This window comes from Paenibacillus provencensis, from assembly GCF_042678545.1.
Lineage (GTDB): Bacteria > Bacillota > Bacilli > Paenibacillales > Paenibacillaceae > Paenibacillus > Paenibacillus provencensis.
This window is the reverse complement of sequence record NZ_JBHTKX010000001.1, coordinates 2,594,736-2,613,523: the sequence shown is the minus strand read 5'-3', so window position 1 is coordinate 2,613,523 and position 18,788 is coordinate 2,594,736. Positions and strand designations below refer to the sequence as shown.

Annotated in this window: 20 protein-coding genes; 15 read left to right on the top strand and 5 right to left on the bottom strand. The window is 43.9% G+C overall.

All coding sequences use genetic code 11. The annotated features are described in order from the left end of the window. Window positions 1-180 precede the first annotated feature (180 nt). The 13 genes from ACFQ3J_RS12560 (at window position 181) to ACFQ3J_RS12500 (ending at window position 9,030) form a co-directional block, all read left to right on the top strand. Entirely contained in the window at window positions 181-762 is a 582-nt protein-coding gene (locus ACFQ3J_RS12560) for a DJ-1/PfpI family protein (RefSeq protein ID WP_251581924.1), read from the top strand. Between the two features lie 27 nt (window positions 763-789). Further along, window positions 790-1,263 (top strand): DinB family protein, encoded by a 474-nt coding sequence (locus tag ACFQ3J_RS12555; protein WP_091154231.1) that lies wholly within the window; start codon window positions 790-792, stop codon window positions 1,261-1,263. Between the two features lie 202 nt (window positions 1,264-1,465). After that, entirely contained in the window at window positions 1,466-2,194 is a 729-nt protein-coding gene (gene thyX / locus ACFQ3J_RS12550) for an FAD-dependent thymidylate synthase (RefSeq protein ID WP_251581921.1), read from the top strand. Between the two features lies 1 nt (window position 2,195). After that, window positions 2,196-2,621, top strand: coding sequence for a GNAT family N-acetyltransferase (locus tag ACFQ3J_RS12545; protein WP_251581919.1), 426 nt, complete (start codon window positions 2,196-2,198; stop codon window positions 2,619-2,621). A gap of 22 nt (window positions 2,622-2,643) precedes the next feature. After that, entirely contained in the window at window positions 2,644-3,489 is an 846-nt protein-coding gene (locus ACFQ3J_RS12540) for a nucleotidyltransferase domain-containing protein (protein ID WP_251581917.1), read from the top strand. A 109-nt stretch (window positions 3,490-3,598) separates the two neighbouring features. Continuing rightward, window positions 3,599-3,943 carry an SdpI family protein gene (locus tag ACFQ3J_RS12535; protein WP_251581915.1) on the top strand — a complete coding sequence of 115 codons (345 nt, stop codon included), beginning with the start codon at window positions 3,599-3,601 and terminating at the stop codon, window positions 3,941-3,943. Between the two features lie 14 nt (window positions 3,944-3,957). Continuing rightward, a complete protein-coding gene (locus ACFQ3J_RS12530) occupies window positions 3,958-4,602 on the top strand; it encodes a histidine phosphatase family protein (protein ID WP_251581914.1) in 645 nt (214 codons plus the stop codon). Between the two features lie 265 nt (window positions 4,603-4,867). Continuing rightward, the gene (locus ACFQ3J_RS12525; protein WP_251581913.1) at window positions 4,868-5,344 is read left to right on the top strand and encodes an NUDIX domain-containing protein; all 477 of its coding nucleotides are present in this window, start codon (window positions 4,868-4,870) and stop codon (window positions 5,342-5,344) included. A gap of 238 nt (window positions 5,345-5,582) precedes the next feature. Next, window positions 5,583-6,260: a methyltransferase domain-containing protein gene (locus ACFQ3J_RS12520; protein ID WP_244533123.1), complete on the top strand. Its 678-nt coding sequence runs from the start codon at window positions 5,583-5,585 to the stop codon at window positions 6,258-6,260. A gap of 122 nt (window positions 6,261-6,382) precedes the next feature. Beyond that, window positions 6,383-7,030 carry a ribonuclease H gene (rnhA, locus tag ACFQ3J_RS12515; protein ID WP_251581912.1) on the top strand — a complete coding sequence of 216 codons (648 nt, stop codon included), beginning with the start codon at window positions 6,383-6,385 and terminating at the stop codon, window positions 7,028-7,030. A gap of 67 nt (window positions 7,031-7,097) precedes the next feature. Next, window positions 7,098-7,880 (top strand): Cof-type HAD-IIB family hydrolase, encoded by a 783-nt coding sequence (locus ACFQ3J_RS12510; protein WP_091154255.1) that lies wholly within the window; start codon window positions 7,098-7,100, stop codon window positions 7,878-7,880. 206 nt (window positions 7,881-8,086) lie between these two features. Then, window positions 8,087-8,515 carry a hypothetical protein gene (locus tag ACFQ3J_RS12505; RefSeq protein WP_091154257.1) on the top strand — a complete coding sequence of 143 codons (429 nt, stop codon included), beginning with the start codon at window positions 8,087-8,089 and terminating at the stop codon, window positions 8,513-8,515. 26 nt (window positions 8,516-8,541) lie between these two features. Then, complete coding sequence (locus ACFQ3J_RS12500; protein WP_091154259.1) at window positions 8,542-9,030, top strand: NUDIX hydrolase; 489 nt, start codon at window positions 8,542-8,544, stop codon at window positions 9,028-9,030. A gap of 4 nt (window positions 9,031-9,034) precedes the next feature. On the opposite strand, the gene ACFQ3J_RS12495 is transcribed toward ACFQ3J_RS12500, so the two are convergent. After that, the gene (locus ACFQ3J_RS12495; RefSeq protein WP_251581911.1) at window positions 9,035-10,471 is read right to left on the bottom strand and encodes an amino acid permease; all 1,437 of its coding nucleotides are present in this window, start codon (window positions 10,469-10,471) and stop codon (window positions 9,035-9,037) included. 798 nt (window positions 10,472-11,269) lie between these two features. Here ACFQ3J_RS12495 and ACFQ3J_RS12490 point away from each other — a divergent pair. Further along, complete coding sequence (locus tag ACFQ3J_RS12490; protein WP_251581910.1) at window positions 11,270-12,724, top strand: N-acetylmuramoyl-L-alanine amidase family protein; 1,455 nt, start codon at window positions 11,270-11,272, stop codon at window positions 12,722-12,724. A 168-nt stretch (window positions 12,725-12,892) separates the two neighbouring features. After that, entirely contained in the window at window positions 12,893-13,534 is a 642-nt protein-coding gene (locus ACFQ3J_RS12485) for a hypothetical protein (protein ID WP_091154267.1), read from the top strand. Between the two features lie 74 nt (window positions 13,535-13,608). Here the strand turns inward: ACFQ3J_RS12485 and ACFQ3J_RS12480 are convergent, their stop codons facing one another. From ACFQ3J_RS12480 to ACFQ3J_RS12465, 4 genes are all read right to left on the bottom strand, one after another. Continuing rightward, window positions 13,609-15,237, bottom strand: a complete 1,629-nt coding sequence (locus ACFQ3J_RS12480; RefSeq protein WP_251581909.1) for an extracellular solute-binding protein — start codon at window positions 15,235-15,237, stop codon at window positions 13,609-13,611. A 66-nt stretch (window positions 15,238-15,303) separates the two neighbouring features. Beyond that, entirely contained in the window at window positions 15,304-16,173 is an 870-nt protein-coding gene (locus ACFQ3J_RS12475; RefSeq protein ID WP_091154271.1) for a carbohydrate ABC transporter permease, read from the bottom strand. A gap of 15 nt (window positions 16,174-16,188) precedes the next feature. Continuing rightward, entirely contained in the window at window positions 16,189-17,151 is a 963-nt protein-coding gene (locus ACFQ3J_RS12470; protein ID WP_379292911.1) for an ABC transporter permease, read from the bottom strand. A 440-nt stretch (window positions 17,152-17,591) separates the two neighbouring features. Beyond that, a complete protein-coding gene (locus ACFQ3J_RS12465) occupies window positions 17,592-18,782 on the bottom strand; it encodes a MalY/PatB family protein (RefSeq protein WP_091154276.1) in 1,191 nt (396 codons plus the stop codon). Window positions 18,783-18,788 lie beyond the last annotated feature (6 nt).

Below are 18,788 nucleotides of genomic sequence, written 5' to 3'. Positions count from 1 at the left end.
AATGCTGGGGTCCGATCGTTCTTGGCCTTGGTGATTCTTGCTCCTCATCATTGGTGAATGTACATTGATGAGGTTTCAAAATCACCTTTTGAGTTATGAAATTGATGCAAATAATACAAATTAACCTATAATAAGGGTGTAGTGCCTTTTCAAGATCATTTTTCGAGAGAGGTGTTCGATGTGAAGATAGCTATGGTAGTATTCAACGGCATGACTTTTTTGGATTTTATCGGTTTTTATGATGTAATTGCCAGATTGAAATCTTGTACAGAAACAAATAACACCACATGGGACATATGCGGGATTCAGGAGGAAGTTAGTGACGAGCATGGGATGACGGTGAAGGTCACGAAAGTAAAGCCCGATTTAAAGGATTATGATATGGTATTTGTCCCCGGAGGATCAGGAACACGAACCCTTCAATCCGATGATGAGTTTATGAGCTGGTTTAAAGGAGCGGCTGATACGAAATTCAAGGTGTCCGCATGTACTGGCTCTCTGCTGCTCGGCGCCGCTGGGTTTCTGACGGATAAGAGAGTGACAACGCATCCATTTCACTATGATCTGCTTGCTCCTCATTGCAAGGAAGTCGTTAAATGCCGGCTGGTACGGGATGGGCATGTTATTACCGGCGGAGGTGTAGCCGCTTCGATTGATCTCGGCCTGTATGTGCTCGGTCTATTTGTTCCAGATGAACAAGTTCAACAGATTAGAAAGCAAATGGATTACCCATATAGACAACGCGATATTGTAACTGCTTAGCATTTCAATAGATGGAGTTGATTGATTTTGAAAATGCTGTTTGAATATAATTGGCAGGTACGTGAAGAGTGGTTCGACTGGTGCAGCCAAGTCCCTGAAGAGGAGCTGGTTAGGGAGCGTGAAGGAGGCTTGGGCAGCATTTTAAGAACCCTATTTCATATCGTAGATATTGAACAAGCGTGGATAAATGGACTCCAAGGGGTTCCGGAGTTTCATTATACTTACGAGGATTATTCTTCGTTAGAGGAGATAAAAGCGTTATCACAGCGCTGCCGTCCTCAGGTTGAAACGATCATAAGACAGTGGTCTGATGAGATGGATCGTAAGATGTTCTATTCATTCTCATATGCCGAAGTCATTCGCCATGTGGCAGTTCATGAAATTCATCATGTAGGGCAATTGTCGGTATGGTCTCGCCAGATTGGCCTTCCTCCGATAACTGCAAATTTAATACTGAGAGGCCTAAGCTTGGATGGTTCATACAACGAGAAACTACTTTGACAGCCTGCCATCTGGGAATGATATGAAAATTGGAGAAGCTCAGGAAACATAAGGTATGTAATAAATGCAAAGGCTTATATGCTCGGATGTTACACCTCTTTTGTACAAGCAAAAGAGGTGTTTTCTATTCAAAAGTTAGCTGGAACCACACTGGAAAATCCAGTAAAATAGTGAGAGCACATTAGAGAAAGAAGGAATATCCATGTCATTTGAACAAGTGCTCGACAAAGGCTATGTCAGGCTGGTGAATCATATGGGCTCTGACCTGACCATTGTCAACGCGGCTAGAGTATCCTATGCGAAGGAGTCCACGTCATTATCGGATCGAGATGTCCGTCTTATTCAGTTTCTGGCAAGAGAGGGACATACCTCTCCATTTCGGCACGTGATGCTTCAGTTTGAGGTTTATGCCCCGCTCATGGTGGCCAGACAGTGGTGGAAGTATGTCATCGGGTCTGGTCATATGGAGGGAACAGGGGATTGTATGGAGGCCTGGAATGAATCCAGCCGCAGATACATAACGGAAGAGCCGGAATTCTACATTCCACATCATCATGAATGGAGAAGTACTCCGGAGAATTCAAAGCAAGGCAGCGGGGATCCACTATCCATAGAAGAGGGAACGAAGCTGACTCAGGAGTTAGTGGAATACATAGAGCTTGGTGTACAAAAGTATGAGGAGGCTCTTAAGAGAGGGGCATGTGCCGAGCAGGCCAGATTGTTCCTGCCTTCTTACGGCATGTATATCCGCTGGTATTGGACGGCATCTCTTCAGTCCGTGTGTCATTTCCTGAACCAGCGTCTTATGCATGATGCTCAGAAAGAAATACAGTTGTATGCCAAAGCCATATTAAACTTATGTGAACCGCTTTTTCCGCATGCCCTTAGAGAGATGGTCGACCTAGATAGCATAACAGTGGAGGAAGCCTAACATGGTTGAATTTCGTGAGATGAGAATAGAAGACTATGAGGACAGCATCGCTCTCTGGAATAGGACAGAAGGGATGGGGCTCAGCAGTGCAGATTCCAGAGAGTCCATACAGCTGTATCTGGAGCGGAATCAAGGGTTCAGCCAGGTAGCGGTGAACAATGGAATCGTAATAGGAACACTGCTCTCAGGTCATGACGGAAGAAGAGGATATTTGTATCATTTAGCAGTGGAGCCTGAATTTCGGGGACAGTCCATCGCCAAAAAATTAGTTTGCCATGCTCTAGCCACACTGCGGGAGGCAGGCATACAGCGTGCGCATATCATGGTTCTTGATACGAATGAGATGGGGAAGGCTTTCTGGTCTCGTATGGGCTGGACTAGTCGTAACGATGTTCTCCTTCGTTCATCTGACACGGATGTAGAATAGAGCTGAACAGGAGGCCTGAAGGATGGTTCAATCGGACTTGCACAGTTATTTGTTTGCCATGGCACAAGAGAAGTCAGAGAGCATCAAGAATCATGTGCCTGATGTTAAAGCGATTGCTATTACAGGCTCAGTTGCTTCGGGGATTGTCTATCCCTCTTCAGATATTGATATTATTGCCTATGTAGAAGGCTCAATCTCTGACCAGTTAGTGAAATATGTGGAACAAGATCTTCAAATTACTCAGGGCAAGATCATAGCTGAAACAGAGGAAGTTCTAGCCGTCAATTATTGGTTACATCAGATCAAATGTGAGGTCGTATATTTCTCAGAGAGGTTTGCCTGTCGTAAGCTGAATTCAGTGCTAGAAGATTATGATATTAGCTTGAATACCCATACGGTTGTGACAGGTATTCTTAAAGCTAGAACATTATATGATCCTGCAGGCTTGATCAAGGGCTGGAAAGATAGACTTAGTCAATATCCTGAGAGACTTGCTATTGCTCTAATTGAATCGAACCTCAATTTCTTCCCTGAGCCAGTGCTTAGAGCATCCTTTACGGAACGAAATGATCATTTATACGTAATAGAAGGTAAGCTTCGAAACCAAGAGAAGTTGCTGTCCATTTTATGCGGTTTAAATCGAATGTATCATCCGGGGAAGTGGAAAAGTGTGTTGCAAGTATATGAACAGATGTGCATTAAACCATCAGATCTGGAACACAGGATGATTCAGGTTTGGGAACAGCCTATGGAGGATTCAATCGAGATGCTGACGGAACTCATCTACGAAACATTGGATTTGATTAGTATACACCGACCCAATATCGATATAACAAGCGCTCGTAATGAATACCAAAGGTTCTGGTAATAGAAACATCATGCTAAATTGAATGTAACGCCTTGGTTGTTATCAGCTGAGCGGACGGGAAAGACAGCAAAGAGCTCCTCTAACTTAAGCTGTGAAAGGGAGGGTGCCTATGGATATGGAGAATCTTGTGGTGTTCAGCTTTGTTGGGGTTGTTTTTATCATTCTAGGACTATTCATGAGAATTAAACCCCCAAAACGAGTGAACCACATTTATGGTTATCGGACGAATCGTTCCATGAAGAGTGAACGCATGTGGAAGGAAGCCAATCGTTATAGTGCAGCCTGGATGATTGGAATAGGTATCTTCTATATTATTATCGGTTTGTTCGTATCGAGGTTTGTCAGTGGAATGGAGGGCTTTGGCATTCTGGTCGGACTTATGCTGATGTTCAATCTGCTCCTGTTTGTGGTCGTCGAGCGCAGACTGAAGGAACTGGAAGACAAAAGCTTTTAATGGGAGGAACACAATTGACAGATTTGACGACGATTTACATCGTAAGGCACGGACAGACGGAATGGAACGTACTGGGCAAAATGCAGGGGCATCAAGACTCACCGCTAACAGAGCTGGGAACTCGTCAAGCGCGCTGGCTCGGTGAAGCGCTTGCTGAGGAGCCTATTGATGTGATCTATTCAAGCTCAAGCGGCAGAGCAGTTCATACTGCAGAGGTAATCCGTGGCAGCCGCGAGATACCTGTGACTCTAACGGATAACTTAAGGGAAATGAACCTGGGTCTGTGGGAGGGCCGGACCGGAGACGAGCTGAAATTGGAGGAACCGATGAAGTACCAGCAATTTTGGGAGGAACCTGAATTGTTCGCTGCAGACGGTGGAGAAACTTACATCGAAACGATGGACAGGGCGCAGCAGGAACTGAAACATATCCTCAAAGTAAACCAGGGAAAGACGGTTCTTATCGTAACTCATACGGTAGTGGTTAAACTGCTGATGACGTGGTTAGAACAGCGCTCACTTGAAACCTTATGGGATTTGCCTTATATCCATCCCGCTTCCTTGTGCAAGATTGTATTTAATGAAGAGAACAAGCCTAAAGTTGTGCTTTATGCGGATATTTCGCATTATCCCGAGACAGCCGGAATGAATGGAATTTAAATAAAGGAGCAGATGCAATGGTGCACTGCTTCTTTTTATTTTCTATAAAGAAAATCAGGCATTATACATTTGATTCTGTCTTAGAAAAAAATAAAAATAAATTACGAAAAAATCAAACTATTCCCTTACCAGGCTTGTTATTATATTTACGAATGTCTTTATAACTAGGCATGGATAGGACGGATTTGAGAGAAGCTATGTATATTGTGGGACGAATAGACTACCGATCTTCATTCAGTCGCTTTGTATCTAAGGAGGAATAGTGATGATGATATCCTATGAACATGAATCAATTCAATATCACACAACAACAGGAGGAATAATCATTCACGAAGGCAAAGTATTGCTGCAAAGAGAACGAAACCAGCCTTATTGGTTTTTGCCTGGAGGCAGTGTAGAGGCTGAGGATTCTCCGGAGTACACTATTGGAAAGATGATTTATGAGTGGCTTGGTGTGCCTGTAATCAGCGAACAGCAGGTATGGCTGATCGAGAATGTGATTGATTTGCCAATTTCACCGACAACACAGATACATGAGTCAGGAATGTTTTTCCTTCTTGAGCTTCCCTTTCAGCATCCGATCTTTAAGAAGACTTCCGAGTTTGAAGGAACAAATAAAGATTACGTGTATAAATGGATTCCGCTAGATGAATTAGAGCGGCATATGGTTGTACCTGTATTTGTCATTTCTGAGTTGAAGGACATTGATACCGCCAAAGGCATCAAGCATATCGTGAGTTGATCACCATCTGCTCTCTTTCAAGTCACGCCCCTAGCCCTTTCTGTGTATAGAAAGGGTTGTTTGATTATATAACGAGGTGTGGAATAAATATTATTTCCTGATAGAGGAGGATATATGGTAATAAGTTAGAACACATAATATGAACTCATCCATATTATTCATAGAAAGAGGAGAGCTGAGGAGTTACTTCAAAATGAGAAGAGAGTGAGCTGAGCGAAGTATGCAAAGTGGCAGTAGAATGGACTTGGATCGCATCGTTTTTATTGGGCGTTCCTATGAAGAGTATGAGTATATGTTTCACCTTTCTAAAGAAGACATCGTAACAAAGAGCATTTTGGATTGTCCTGGTGGAGCTTGCTCCTTTACGGCTGTTGCTAATAAGCATGGGGGTCATGTGAAATCCGCGGATATTGCCTATGTTTATCCATGGGATACACTGTATGAGAAAGGCAAAGAGGACATTAAGCATGCGATGGAGCAAATGTCTAAGGCTAAGGATCAATATGAATGGACGTACTTCTCCGAAATGAAGGAACTCCTGGACCATCGTACTCAAGCTCTTGAAACCAGTATAATAGATATGAAAGCCAATCCAGAGAATTATATCGAGACGGAACTTCCGCAGCTGCCATTTCAAGATAAGCAGTTTGATCTGATCTTATCCGCACATTTTTTGTTCATGTACGGTGAGCGTTTATCTATGCAATTTCATCTCGATACCCTGCAGGAGATGATGAGAGTTGCCGGAGAAGAAATTCGGGTGTATCCCATTGTTCAGTTGGATGGTAGGAGGTACCCGTTTCTAGAAGACATCCATTCATATGTGAGAAGAGAGGGCTGGACAAGCGAATTGGTAAATGTAAATTACGAATTTCAGCGCGGGGCGAACCAAATGTTGAGATTACGTAAAATGTAATACATTAAGGACACCTGAGTTCTATGAACCCTGAACTTAGGCGTTCTTTTGTTTTTTTGCATCTTAGGCTGTGAGAAGGTATTGTAGATATTAACGCGTTAGGGATTCATATGGAGGGAAATATGGCAAAGCAAAAGTATTATGTAGTATGGGAAGGAAAAACACCGGGAGTCTACACTAGCTGGCCAGCGTGCCAGCAGCAGGTGAACGGAGTAACTGGGGCAAAATATAAAGCTTTTGAATCCAAAGCAGAGGCTGAAAAAGCTTATGCAAGTGGATGGAAAGGCATATGGGGAAACAGCGCGGGCAAATCTCAAGGCAGTGGCAGCAGCAAGGGAGCATCAGCTTCAGCATCTGTCTCTGAAGTAGACTACAATAGTATTTCTGTGGACGTAGGAACAAGAGGCAATCCTGGACCGATGGAGTATAAGGGTGTGGATACCCGAACGGGAGATGTCTTGTTTAGTGTGGGTCCCATTCCGAATGGAACGAATAACATTGGAGAGTTCCTTGCCATTGTACATGCTCTGGCCTATTTGCAGCAGCAGGGCAGCGGCAAGACCATTTACAGTGATTCAGTTAATGCAATGAAGTGGGTTAGACAGAAGAAGGCGGCTACGACATTGAAGCGGGATGCTTCAACCCAGCAGGTTTGGGATATGATTGATCGGGCAGAGAAATGGCTTGCAAACCATACTTACAACAATAAAATACTAAAATGGGAAACCAAAGTATGGGGAGAAATCAAGGCAGATTACGGTAGAAAATAAGTGCGCCATGCGCCTGCAATAAACAAGCGAAATTGTACTTAGTACAGCGACTGGAGGATTTTACAACATGACATATAAAGCCGTATTCTTTGATATCGATGGAACACTAGTCAATGATGAGAAGGTGATCCCTCAAGATACGATCGAAGCGATCAACGAATTGAAGGCCAATGGGACGGACGTCTTTATTGCTACTGGAAGAGCACCCTATTATTTTACGAAATACATGTCCCAGCTGGGTATTGATTCTTTCATTAGTCTTAACGGTTCTTATGTTGTCTATAAAGGCGAGATGATTTATTCGCATCCAATTCATACGAATACACTTGAGAAGCTGGAGAACAGCGCCCTGTCTTACAATCATCCCATTGTCATGCAGGGAGCAGAGGCAGGATTCTCCAATATGGAGCTCCACGAGTTCATAGCCGCTTCCTTCCAAACGCTTCAAGTTGAAGTACCGGGGTATAAGACAGGTTACTGGAAGGAAGCTCCAATCTACCAAGCACTCCTGTACTGTCAGGAGCATGAAGAGCATCATTACACGGCAAAGGAAGCAGGTTATGACGATCTTCATTTTGTCAGATGGCACAAATATGCAATGGATGTCATTCCAGCGGGCGGTTCAAAGGCTAAGGGAATTGAGGCAGTTCTTAAGCATATCGGACTATCCAAGGATGAGGTTGTTGCTTTTGGTGATGGCTTGAATGATGTAGAAATGCTGTCTTATGTTGGACTGGGGATTGCCATGGGGAATGCAAATGATGAGGTTAAATCCTATGCCAGCCATGTGACAAGCTCGGTGGACGAGCATGGAATTCGCAAAGGCCTGGAGCATGCAGGCTTGCTGTAATCTAATCTATATATGTTGAAGTGAGCAGAAGATGGATCCATATAAGGATCCGTCTTTTTTTCTGTCCCGTGAAAACCATTAATGCTATTTATTTCACTTTAAGAAAGTCTTATGAGTAACCCATTTCATATTTCATATCACAATAGGACAAAAGGGGTTACTTCGCTTTTTACTAAAAAATTTACATATAAGGGGTGAACCATTACATGAAAAAGTGGATATATATGTTATTATTATTGGTAGCCTTATTTATGCTCCTATGGGATTGGATTGATCGTCCACGCCCATACGACGACGCTGAAATGGTGAGCAGGCTTACAGAAGCTCAAGCAGGAGAGCGCATCAAATTTGCTGAACTGACCCCATTTGCATGGGAAGAGCTGTACATATTCGGTCCTTATCTTGATCCTTCGTCTATCGACGTTCGAAATATGGATGAAGTACCTGACTCTATTCGACATCTGGACTCCATCACGTTACTTGTCTTTGTCCAGAATAACACAGCAATACGTTATATCGAGCTGTCACGTTCAGCCTGGGACTTTGAGATGGGCTTGTACGAGCGAGCAATCAAGCAGAAGAACGCTGTATTTATACAAAATAAAGATTCTAAGTTGTGGAAGCTGGATGATTAGAGTATATCTCGAGAAGGAGGATGATTATGTTCTACGTTAACGCAAGAGCCTTTGTTGAGCGGGACAGCAAGCAAGGGACCGAGCTTGTTATCCAGAGCCGGAACAAAACCGGGCAGGAATGTCTTGAACTCCCTGGAGGCAGAATTGAGCTGTATGAACCGATTCATCAAGCGTTAATCAGAGAAGTGGAAGAGGAGACAGGGCTTAAGGTGACTCGCATTGAGGGCGCTTCCAAGAGAGTCGATACAACTGGCATTAATCCAAACTTTGAAGTCGAGGTCGTTGAGCCCTTCTGTGCACATCAAACAACGAAGGGCCCCATTGACTCGATAGGGATGTATTTTATATGCAAAGCAGAAGGAAAGCTCCTCGAAGCAGGAGATGAATCGCTGAACCCGGCCTGGGTAAACGTGAAGACTATAGCCTCCATGATGGAACAGAATCCACTTCAATTTTCAGATATCGACCGGGCAGCATTGATGTTCTATCTGAAGCATAGAGTCGTTCGCGATTAGTAGATCAAGGTTTCGCTTTTCTGACACGAGAATGGAAGCGATGACGATCTTTCTTTAGCTGTTCAATGAGATGTTTATCCGTCTTGTGCTTTTGATCTTTTTTTCCTTTTTTACTCCAGATCTTGCTGTGCATAAACCAGGTTATCACTCCAATACAGGCGATGAACAAGAAGCTGATCCAGAAACCTGGCCGACTCGTGCTATGGAACAGTGTTCCTGTTATCGCTAGCAGGATGAGAAGGATGCCCCCGTATCTTTTGATCTGTCCAAAAGTGGTCAGCTTCAGGAGTTTGCCTGCGGTGATTAGGATAAAAGTCCAGTTGAATAGAAGCATCAGGCCAGCAGCCGTAGTGACATATTCGTACAGGGTCCCTGGGAGCAGTAGTGCCAGAATGATGGATGCACACAGTGCTGCTGCAGTCATTCCAAAAGAAAAAACCGGAAAACGCTTCTTCACCTTTTTGGCAAAAAGAGGAGGGGCGTCTTTATCTTGTGCAAGTGTGATTAGCATTGTCGTTACCGCATACAAGGATGCAACCATCGTAGAGAACCCAGCAACGATAAGGACACCATTCATAATATGCGGTATAAAAGGGAGATTATAGGTGTCCAAAGCCTGGATAAAAGGACTTTCCTTCGTACCAAATCCACGCCAAGGCGCGATGGAAACGACCAGAAACAACGAGATAACGTATATGACCGCCAGCAGAAGTATCATCGTTCTGCCGGCTTTTGGCGCTTCCTTGGGCTCCTTTAATCTGAGTGCCATGAGCCCCATGACCTCAATTCCCCCAAAAGCATAAAAAGAAAATAGAAGTGCTGCCCATGCTCCCGTCAATCCATTAGGGAATAATAAGCCGGGAGATAACGGCATTTGGGGTTGGATGCCTCCCGAGAGCCACCCGAATAACGCTGCTGATCCGAGTACGATGAACATGAGAATTGCTGCGATCTTAATAACTGCTGCTACACTTTCCAGTGGATCAAACAGCTTGTTTCCGATGATAACGACAATGAGTCCCAATATTGCAAATCCAGTGGCAAACACCCACACAGGAATTTGGGGAAACCAGAAACGAGAGAACAGTGAAAGTGCTGTCAGCTGACTTCCCATAATAAGCAGCTCGGAGCACCAATAAACCCACCCACTGCTGAATCCAGCCCAGCGCCCATAAGCCTTTTTGGCATAAGATCGGAAAGAGCCCTGTTCTGGTGACTTGGCTGTCATTTGTGCGAGAACATCAAATACACAATATGTACCTGCAGCGGCCAGCAGAAAAGTCAGGAGAACGGAAGGACCACCTATTTCAATGGCTAGAGCAGAACCGAGAAAATACCCTGTACCAATTGTACAAGCCACTCCAAGCAGAGACAGCTGCCACCATTTTAAGCTTTGCCCACTCTTGGCTTGATCGTTTGCACTTTCTTTGCAGCTGCTCATCTAAGAAGCTTCCTCCTCTCGTGGCATATCTCTTTTGCAATCGTGTCTTAATATGGAGCTGATGACGACAAATGATACATGTATTTGTTTCATGTCTAATTTTCTCGAAAATGCATAAAAAAATAGTCTGAACCAATTGGCAAAATATTGTAATTCGTCTATGATAGATCATAGGCAGGAAAATTCAGTCGTTTCGGGAAAGTTGTCAGATTGTGTTCCAGATCATACTCCAATCTAATACTGCTAGAGGTGTAGCACAGAGATGCAACGGACAACAATGATACGCATTCTTCTTATAACATACAGTTTGCTGCTCCTATACTTCATGTTTGCAGGCTTTAATTGCTCGGTCCAGCTTGATTACCGCTATAATACGGTTCCTTTTCACACCATATCTAAATATTTAACGAATGTTTCAGCCAGTAATCTGATAGAAACGAATCAATTTCATATTTAATGAGTTATTAATTTAATCGGCAATGTCGCAGTGTATCTTGCTGGAGACCGCCCAAATGCTGTTTAGAGTGGAACGGGGGACATTGATGATCTGTTCTTGAACGTCATAGGCGGATCGATCGGATACGGAATCTACCGTTTCTTCACAAATGCCGGTAATTAACCGATAAATGTAGTATTTACTTCGTCTTCCTAAACTTCGAAAAATAAAGAACGGATCATGCAACAATTCATGCTAAATCGCGTTTTTAATAGTAGATGATGTAAAAGGATGCAGGATGCTGGTGATTTTACAAGACGACCAAAAGGATGTGTTAGAGTTTGAAGAGGATTTTGCTGTTTATGTTGTTTTTTGTAGGGTTGTGGGTGCTTCCTGGTATGAGTCATGCGGAGGATGGACAAGCGAGTATATATCTGAATGACAATAAGCTCGGCGGTTCAGACAGTTCCAAGGTTGAGATCATCAATAAATCAGTAATGATTCCAATCCGTATGGTCGCTGAAGAAATGGGATACACTGTCGGTTGGGAGCAGAAGACAGGAACGGTCACAATACAGCAAAATGGCACCGTCATCAAGATGGTCATTAATGACAATAACGCACTAGTGGACAACCAGTCGGTTGTTCTTGATAATGCACCTGTCATCAAGAGTAAGACAACACTTGTACCGCTGCGCTTCGTTGGTGAACAGTTTGGCCTACAGGTAAGCTGGGATAACAAAACGAAGACAGCAAGCTTGAAGCAGCTAAGCGGATCAGGGGGAGAGAGTCAGCCTCCAACAGGATCGGGCAATGCGGGACAAGGCGAAGAAGGGACGATTGATCAGATTGATCAGGGGCTTGCTCAGATATCCGGTATTAGTTTTAGCGAGAACAGGCTGCTCGTAGCAACTAGCAGCAGCGTCACCCCGCGTGTATTTACCATGAGTGGACCGGATCGCATTGTCGTCGATCTTCCGAATACGGAATTCGCTGCAAACTTTGGTAATGACCTTAATGTACAAGCCTCGGGTTCACTGCAAGTCACAGATTATCCGCTGGTATCACAGATTCGATATGCTCTATTCAGCACAGATCCTTCAACCGTTCGAATCGTCATTGATATGAACGAGGTTACCGGATACAAGGTGACACAAGAGGGGACAAGCCTTCTGATCGTAGATTTGAATCACGACACAAATGATCTTGATCCTGAAATACCGGAGGCACCATTGCCTGAAACACCAGATGCGGGAACAGGTACAGGCTCTGGCTCTGGCAAGAAAATCGTCGTTCTGGATGCGGGACATGGAGCTCATGATGGAGGAGCTGTTGGAGTAACGGGGAAACTCGAAAAAGATTTTACCTTGTCACTCACCTTAAAAATTGAAGCTCTGCTCCAAAATAATTCCAATATCGAAGTGATTATGACTAGAGACGGTGATACGTACCCGGAGCTTGTGGAGCGTGCAAAGATTGCAAATAATGCGAATGCAGATATTTTCATTTCCGTTCATGCGAATTCCGTAGCTGGAGCCCCATCAGCAAGCGGCACCGAGACTTATTATAAGAAAAGTGAAGATAAAGCACTCGCCGATATTATTCATAAGCATATGGTCAAAGCAACAGGGCTAAAGGATCGAAAAGTGAAATCAGCCAATTTGTCGGTACTGCGAAATACGGATATGCCTGCAGCTCTTCTCGAGGTCGGCTTCTTATCCAATAAAGCAGAGGAAGCCATCTTGTTCGATCAGGATTTTCAGGATAGAGTTGCTCAAAGCATTGCTGACGGAATTAAAGAGTATTTGAAATTATAAATAATAACTCTCTACGTAATAGAAGGTATCTGCTCACGAAGCAGATGCCTCTTTGCTTTTCATTTGTATTTAAAAAGCCATTAGCTGATTTGTTCATAAAATGGATTCTTTTATTTTCCATATTACGATATAATGGGTTGTAATATTGCGGAAAGCGAGGTGTAGTTCGTGGAACATCATACTTTTTATGAAGAATCATATTGGGGTACAGATGTACGAATCAGACAAACAACACAAGGCTCAGACACACTTGTTATATTTCTCCCTGGACAGAACTACTCCTGTGAACTGCCCGTTCTGCATTATGCTGCTCAGAGCGCGATTGAGCAAGGTTTGGACGTATTGCTAATGGAATACGGATTTCAAAGCGCGCGTGTTGCTCTGGAGCGTGAACAGCGATCTATTCTTGAGGAAGAAATATTAGAGACAGTACAGGACTACAGTGAAGGCTACGATCAGCTGGTATTTGTAAGTAAGAGCTTGGGAACACTTCTGGCTGGCTATGCCTCACAGCATATTGAAGCTCGGCGCATTTCGCATCTATATCTTACCCCGCTTGACGGTACACTGGACTACATTCTGCGTTCTTCCGGACTCGTTATTTATGGAACGAAAGATTCGTTGTTCAGTGAGGAGAGTAGAGGGAAGCTGGAAGCACACGCTGCCGATAAATTGGAAATTATTAAGATTCCAGATGCTGGCCATGGCTTGGAGGTAATGGACGTCAGAAAATCTGTAGAACATTTAAGTCAGCTGGTCGGAGCATATACGAATTTTTTTGACATGATTAAGAAGGAAGCTTATTTATAAATAGAAGGTAACAACAAAAGAGCGAGTGCAGGGGTTTCCCGCTACTCGCTCTTTCTAATTAAGTCATTTCCTTCTTAACGTGCTTGATAGCGTTCATATGCATCCTGGTTGATCTTGATTACTTCCTCAATTCCCATGCCCTTAATCGTTTCCACATACTGATCAAAGTTCGTAAGCGGTTCGTCGCCCAAGATGAACTTGGTCATCATTTCATCCAAATAAGTGGTTATCTGTCCCATAATCTGTGCCTCTTTTCGAGCCTCTTCCTCCGTTTTGCGCAAAGTTGGCAGTGCCAGGGAATAATCGGCTTCCATCCAGACCTTATTCGCTTCCTGCTGCTGCTCAAATGCCATCAGACCATCCAAATAGCGTGTGTCTTGGTTCATCGGTCCATCCATAATGGACAACGCGTATCCGGCCAGTGCTTGGTCATAAGTCAATCCATCCGGATTATTAAGGATCGTGTCAGTAAATTTAATGCTGTCTCCATCGACAGTGTAGCTTTCACCTTCAATACCGAAGTTAAACAGATCGTGGCCTTCAGGACTATAATTGTAATCCATCCACTGAACGATGGCTTTAATCTTGTCTTCATCGGCTGAAGTGGTAATGGCTTCTCCATACGTGAGGACTTTGGTATCGAAACGGAAGGTGCTGCGAGAGATTCCTTCTGAATCCTTCGGCCAAGGAGCTCCAACGAGATCAAATTCCGGATCATCAGCCATTAGGTTGAGATACTTGGCCATACCGCTGAATACCCCACCGTAATATGCGCCTGCCTGGTGGTTGGTTATTTTATAGTCAAATGCTTTACCGTCATTGGTCATAATTTCAGGATCAATTAATCCTTCGGCATACCATTTCTGCATGGTCTCAAGGAAATCTTTGAACCCTGGCTGAATTGGACCGTATTCTACTGTATCTCCATTGAGCTGAAATCCGCCTATGACTCCGAAGGAAGGTGCAAAATCATACAATTTGCTCATATTACCGGGACCCCAGTTCGCAGTGAAGGGAAGCTCATCCTTCTTGCCGTTACCATTTGGATCTTCTTCCCGGAAAGCTTTGAGCACCGTATACCATTCATCAATGGTTGCAGGCGTATTTAAATTCAGCTTCTCAAGCCAGTCCTTACGAAGTACAATACCTGTCGTGGCATTCAGCTTCACTGCATCCGTGCGAAGATAGGGGAACATGAAGATTGTTCCATCATCCAGTGAGATTTGTTTACGGACAACCTCATCTTCTTCAATAATCTTCTTCAAGTTAGGAGCATAGAGATCAATGTATTCATTCAGTTTAATAATTCTGCCGTCTGCGAGAAGCTTCTCAGGTCCTCCCGATACGTCAGCCCAGTTGTAATAGATTACATCAGGCAGCTCATTCCCTGTAACGAGCAGGTTGAACTGGTCCTTCTGCTGTCCGAGGGGAGGATGCGTGAAGTTGACTTTGATGCCGGTTCTTTTTTCTTTTTCCTGATAAGCCTTCACATCCGAGAATCCGTTGCCAGAAGCAATCTTGGCATCATTTGCACGCCAATAGTTAATAGTCATCGGCTCATCTACAATCGGAAGCGGTATTTCCGTAATCGCCTGCTCGCCTTCTTCTGGCGCTGGACCATCTGCACTCTCGGACCCTCCGCAGCCGGCTAACAGTCCCGTAGTCATCACTGCAGTTAACATTAAGGACAAGAACTTTTTCATATGAACCCTCCTTGATTATCTATAGATTAAAGCGGGCGGCAATAAGTCTACATGTATGCACCAGCTTTATTCTTTAATGGCTCCGATGAGTGCTCCTTGAACAAAATATTTCTGGATGAAAGGATAGATCATCAGAATAGGAAGCGTAGAAATAATAATTGTGGCATATTTAATATTCTCGCCGATTGCAAATCCGGTATCGTTCGCAGAACCCATCGCTTCCGTACTGTTACTGAGCAAAATATCCCTCAGCACAATTTGAATCGGATACAGTTCCTGTGATCTCAGATAGAGAAGCGGACCCATAAAATCATTCCAGTGGTCTACCGCATAGTACAGTGTCATTACAGCAAGTATCGGTTTAGATAGTGGAACGACAATCCGCAGCAGAATTTTGAAATCATTGGCCCCGTCAATTTTGGCGGATTCAATAAGTCCAAGCGGGATATTCATAAAATTCGTACGCATGATGATAAAGTTGAACGTATTAATGGCTGCGGGAAGGATCATCGCCCATCTTGTATCCAGCAGACCTAAATTTTGAACGAGCAGGAAGGTAGGAATCATACCGCCGCTGAAGAACATGGTGAATGTAATGAGCTTCATGAAAAAGCTGCGTCCGTATAAGTCAGGCCTCGACAGTGCATAAGCTGCGAGAGTTGTCATCACCAGGTTAAGGGCAGTACCGACAATCACATAGAACAATGTATTTAAGTAACCGCTGTAGATCTTTGGATTCTGAAATACCTTTGAGTAGGCTTCAAAAGATAGACCTTCAGGAATCAGCATAAGTGAGCGGCTGGCCAGCAGCTGTTCTGGATCACTAATAGAAGAATTGAAGATATAGAGCATCGGATAAGCGCACAGTACCATAATCAGAATGAGCAAGATATAGTTGATGCTGTCAAAGATATGTTCTCCAAATGATTTTTTCATCGTATACACACCTCTCTACCACAGACTGGTTTCATTAGCTTTGCGGCTGATATAGTTCGCGCCGAGTAAGAGGGCAAAGTTAATGACCGAATTAAACAAACCTATAGCAGTGGAGTAGGCTTGATCCCCTAGCAGCATCCCTTGTCTGTAAACAAAAGTCGAAATGACATCAGAGGTTTCATAAGTGGCTGCAGTCTGCATTAATAGGATCTTCTGAAAATCAGCATTCATAATGCTGCCCATACGCAGGATGAGGAGCACGATAATCGTTGGCATAATACCTGGCAACGTGATGTGCAGGAGCTGTCTCCAGCGGTTGGCACCGTCCATCTTGGCTGCTTCATACAGCTGAGAATTGATTCCGGCTAGTGCTGCAAGGAAGAGTATTGATGCCCATCCTGCGCCCTGCCATACATTGGATAGAATGTACAATGGCCGGAACATATCTTTATCTGTGAAGAACATAATAGGCTCAAAACCAAAGAAGCCGCGGATGATATTAAACAAGCCGCCGTCCAAAGAAGAGAAGGTCTTAAGCATACCAACGACAACGACAACGGATATGAAGTGAGGTAAATAACTGACGGTTTGGACTGCACTCTTGAAGTAGCGATTACGTACCTCATTGAGTAATAGTGCAAGAATTATCGGAGCAGGGAAACCAATCACCAGACTAAGCAAGCTAAGGATCAAGGTATTGCCCATGAGCCTCCAGAAGTTATAGCTCTCAAAAAACATCGTGAAATTCTCAAATCCAATCCAATTACCGCCCATAATCCCTTTAGCAGGACTGTAGCTGCTCTGGAAGGACAGCAGTATTCCGTACATCGGTCCATAACAGAAAATAAGATAGAACAAGAGAACGGGAACAAGCATCAGATACACATATTTGTTACGTATGATCTCTCTTTTTAGAAAGTGAAACTTGCTCTTGGTTTGTACGGTTTGTTTCACCGCCAAGGGATTGTTCATTCCCATGGTTCAATTCCTCCCCCAGTAATGTACGACATCAAACTCAAATGAACCTTAATGAACAGACTCGATGTAAATAAATACTAATTTCAAGCGCTTACATTGTCAATATTTTGTTTTAAATATACTTAATGTAAATATTTGCGAAGATGCTTAAGAAGAGCGTAATATTCTACTGTTCTGAGCATAGAGGTGTTTTTTAGAAGGATATAGGCTGCAAAAAAGTGATATAAGAGCAAAATTGTGTTATTCACGAATCAATTTTCATAACTCATAAATGATGAATTTGATTCGATTTATGCTTGTTTAAAATAAATGCTTCCGTGAAGCGCAATAACAACTGATCTTGTGGTTCTGAAGAGGAGGTGTAGTGAGTTTATGTATAAAACAAAAGAGCGTCGATGACCCGTGTCGGTCATGACGCTCTCTATCGCTTGACTAGCTGATTATCGGTTAATCATCGCCTCGTGCAGCTGCTGCATAGCCTCTTCCAGCATACTTCGAGGACAAGCCACATTCATTCGCATAAAGCCTTCGCCTTCCTTGCCAAAATCTGTCCCGCTGCTGAACACGAGCCCCGCCTTGGTCACGAGAAAATCAAACAATTCCTTATGCTCCATTCCTAAATTGCGGAAGTCAATCCAGAGCAGATAAGTCGCTTCAGGCATGGTCACCTGGCATTCTGGAATGTAGGTCTTGAAGTAGTTGACCACGTACTCGAGGTTTCCATGAATATATTCGAGTGTGCTCTCAAGCCAAGGCTCGCCTTCCCGGTAAGCTGCTTCTGTAGCGGCAAGTCCGAAGAGATTCATTGAACCCATTGAACGCTTATCGATCATATTTTTGAATTTCAAACGCAGTTCTTTATTGGCGATAACGACACTGGACGTATGCAGTCCTGCAATATTGAAGGTCTTGCTGGCAGCTGTGCAGATGATAGAGTGCATCTTGGCTTCTTCAGAGAGTACAGCATAAGGGATATGCTTCCCTGATTCAAATACGAGATCGGAATGGATCTCATCCGAGATCACGATAATATCGTGCTTCACAGCAATCTCCATCACGGCATTCAATTCTTCACGACTCCATACGCGGCCTACGGGGTTATGCGGGCTGCACAGAACGATCAGCTTCACTCCATCCTGTGAGGCGGCCTGTTCTAGATGCGTAAGATCCATTCTATATTCACCCTGCTCGTGAATAAGCGGATTCTCTACCAGCACTCTGCCATGTGTTTTGGCAAGTTTGTGGAAAGGACCGTATACTGGAGGCTGGATAATAATTTTGTCACCTGGTTCAGTGAAGGCTTCAACGGCTATATTCAGGGCTGGGACGATACCGGGGGTATATACAAGCCATTCCGGCTCTACTTTCCAGCCGTGACGCTTGGCCATCCAGGCAGCGATAGCCTCATTAAATGATGGAGCAGGCATAGCATATCCAAGAATGCCATGATCTACGATATCACGAAGCGCCTTGAGCACGGGTTCAGGTGCAGTAAAGTCCATATCGGCAACCCATAGCGGGATTGCATCAGGTGCACTAAATAAAGGCTGAAGTCCGTTCCATTTGACAGAGCTTGAATTCTTGCGATCTATTCTTTGATCGAGCGGATGATTCGTATCCTTGTTTTGCATGTTGAT

Excerpts from the sequence above, each read along its gene's own strand:
- ACFQ3J_RS12480 (WP_251581909.1), bottom strand. The coding sequence starts at position 15,237 with ATGAAAAAGTTCTTGTCCTTAATGTTAACTGCAGTGATGACTACGGGA.
- ACFQ3J_RS12545 (WP_251581919.1), top strand. The coding sequence starts at position 2,196 with ATGGTTGAATTTCGTGAGATGAGAATAGAAGACTATGAGGACAGCATC.
- ACFQ3J_RS12500 (WP_091154259.1), top strand. The coding sequence starts at position 8,542 with ATGTTCTACGTTAACGCAAGAGCCTTTGTTGAGCGGGACAGCAAGCAA.
- ACFQ3J_RS12495 (WP_251581911.1), bottom strand. The coding sequence starts at position 10,471 with ATGAGCAGCTGCAAAGAAAGTGCAAACGATCAAGCCAAGAGTGGGCAA.
- ACFQ3J_RS12520 (WP_244533123.1), top strand. The coding sequence starts at position 5,583 with ATGGACTTGGATCGCATCGTTTTTATTGGGCGTTCCTATGAAGAGTAT.
- ACFQ3J_RS12465 (WP_091154276.1), bottom strand. The coding sequence starts at position 18,782 with ATGCAAAACAAGGATACGAATCATCCGCTCGATCAAAGAATAGATCGC.
- rnhA (WP_251581912.1), top strand. The coding sequence starts at position 6,383 with ATGGCAAAGCAAAAGTATTATGTAGTATGGGAAGGAAAAACACCGGGA.
- ACFQ3J_RS12470 (WP_379292911.1), bottom strand. The coding sequence starts at position 17,151 with ATGGGAATGAACAATCCCTTGGCGGTGAAACAAACCGTACAAACCAAG.
- ACFQ3J_RS12540 (WP_251581917.1), top strand. The coding sequence starts at position 2,644 with ATGGTTCAATCGGACTTGCACAGTTATTTGTTTGCCATGGCACAAGAG.
- ACFQ3J_RS12475 (WP_091154271.1), bottom strand. The coding sequence starts at position 16,173 with ATGAAAAAATCATTTGGAGAACATATCTTTGACAGCATCAACTATATC.
- thyX (WP_251581921.1), top strand. The coding sequence starts at position 1,466 with ATGTCATTTGAACAAGTGCTCGACAAAGGCTATGTCAGGCTGGTGAAT.
- ACFQ3J_RS12525 (WP_251581913.1), top strand. The coding sequence starts at position 4,868 with ATGATGATATCCTATGAACATGAATCAATTCAATATCACACAACAACA.
- ACFQ3J_RS12535 (WP_251581915.1), top strand. The coding sequence starts at position 3,599 with ATGGATATGGAGAATCTTGTGGTGTTCAGCTTTGTTGGGGTTGTTTTT.
- ACFQ3J_RS12505 (WP_091154257.1), top strand. The coding sequence starts at position 8,087 with ATGAAAAAGTGGATATATATGTTATTATTATTGGTAGCCTTATTTATG.
- ACFQ3J_RS12490 (WP_251581910.1), top strand. The coding sequence starts at position 11,270 with ATGTTGTTTTTTGTAGGGTTGTGGGTGCTTCCTGGTATGAGTCATGCG.
- ACFQ3J_RS12510 (WP_091154255.1), top strand. The coding sequence starts at position 7,098 with ATGACATATAAAGCCGTATTCTTTGATATCGATGGAACACTAGTCAAT.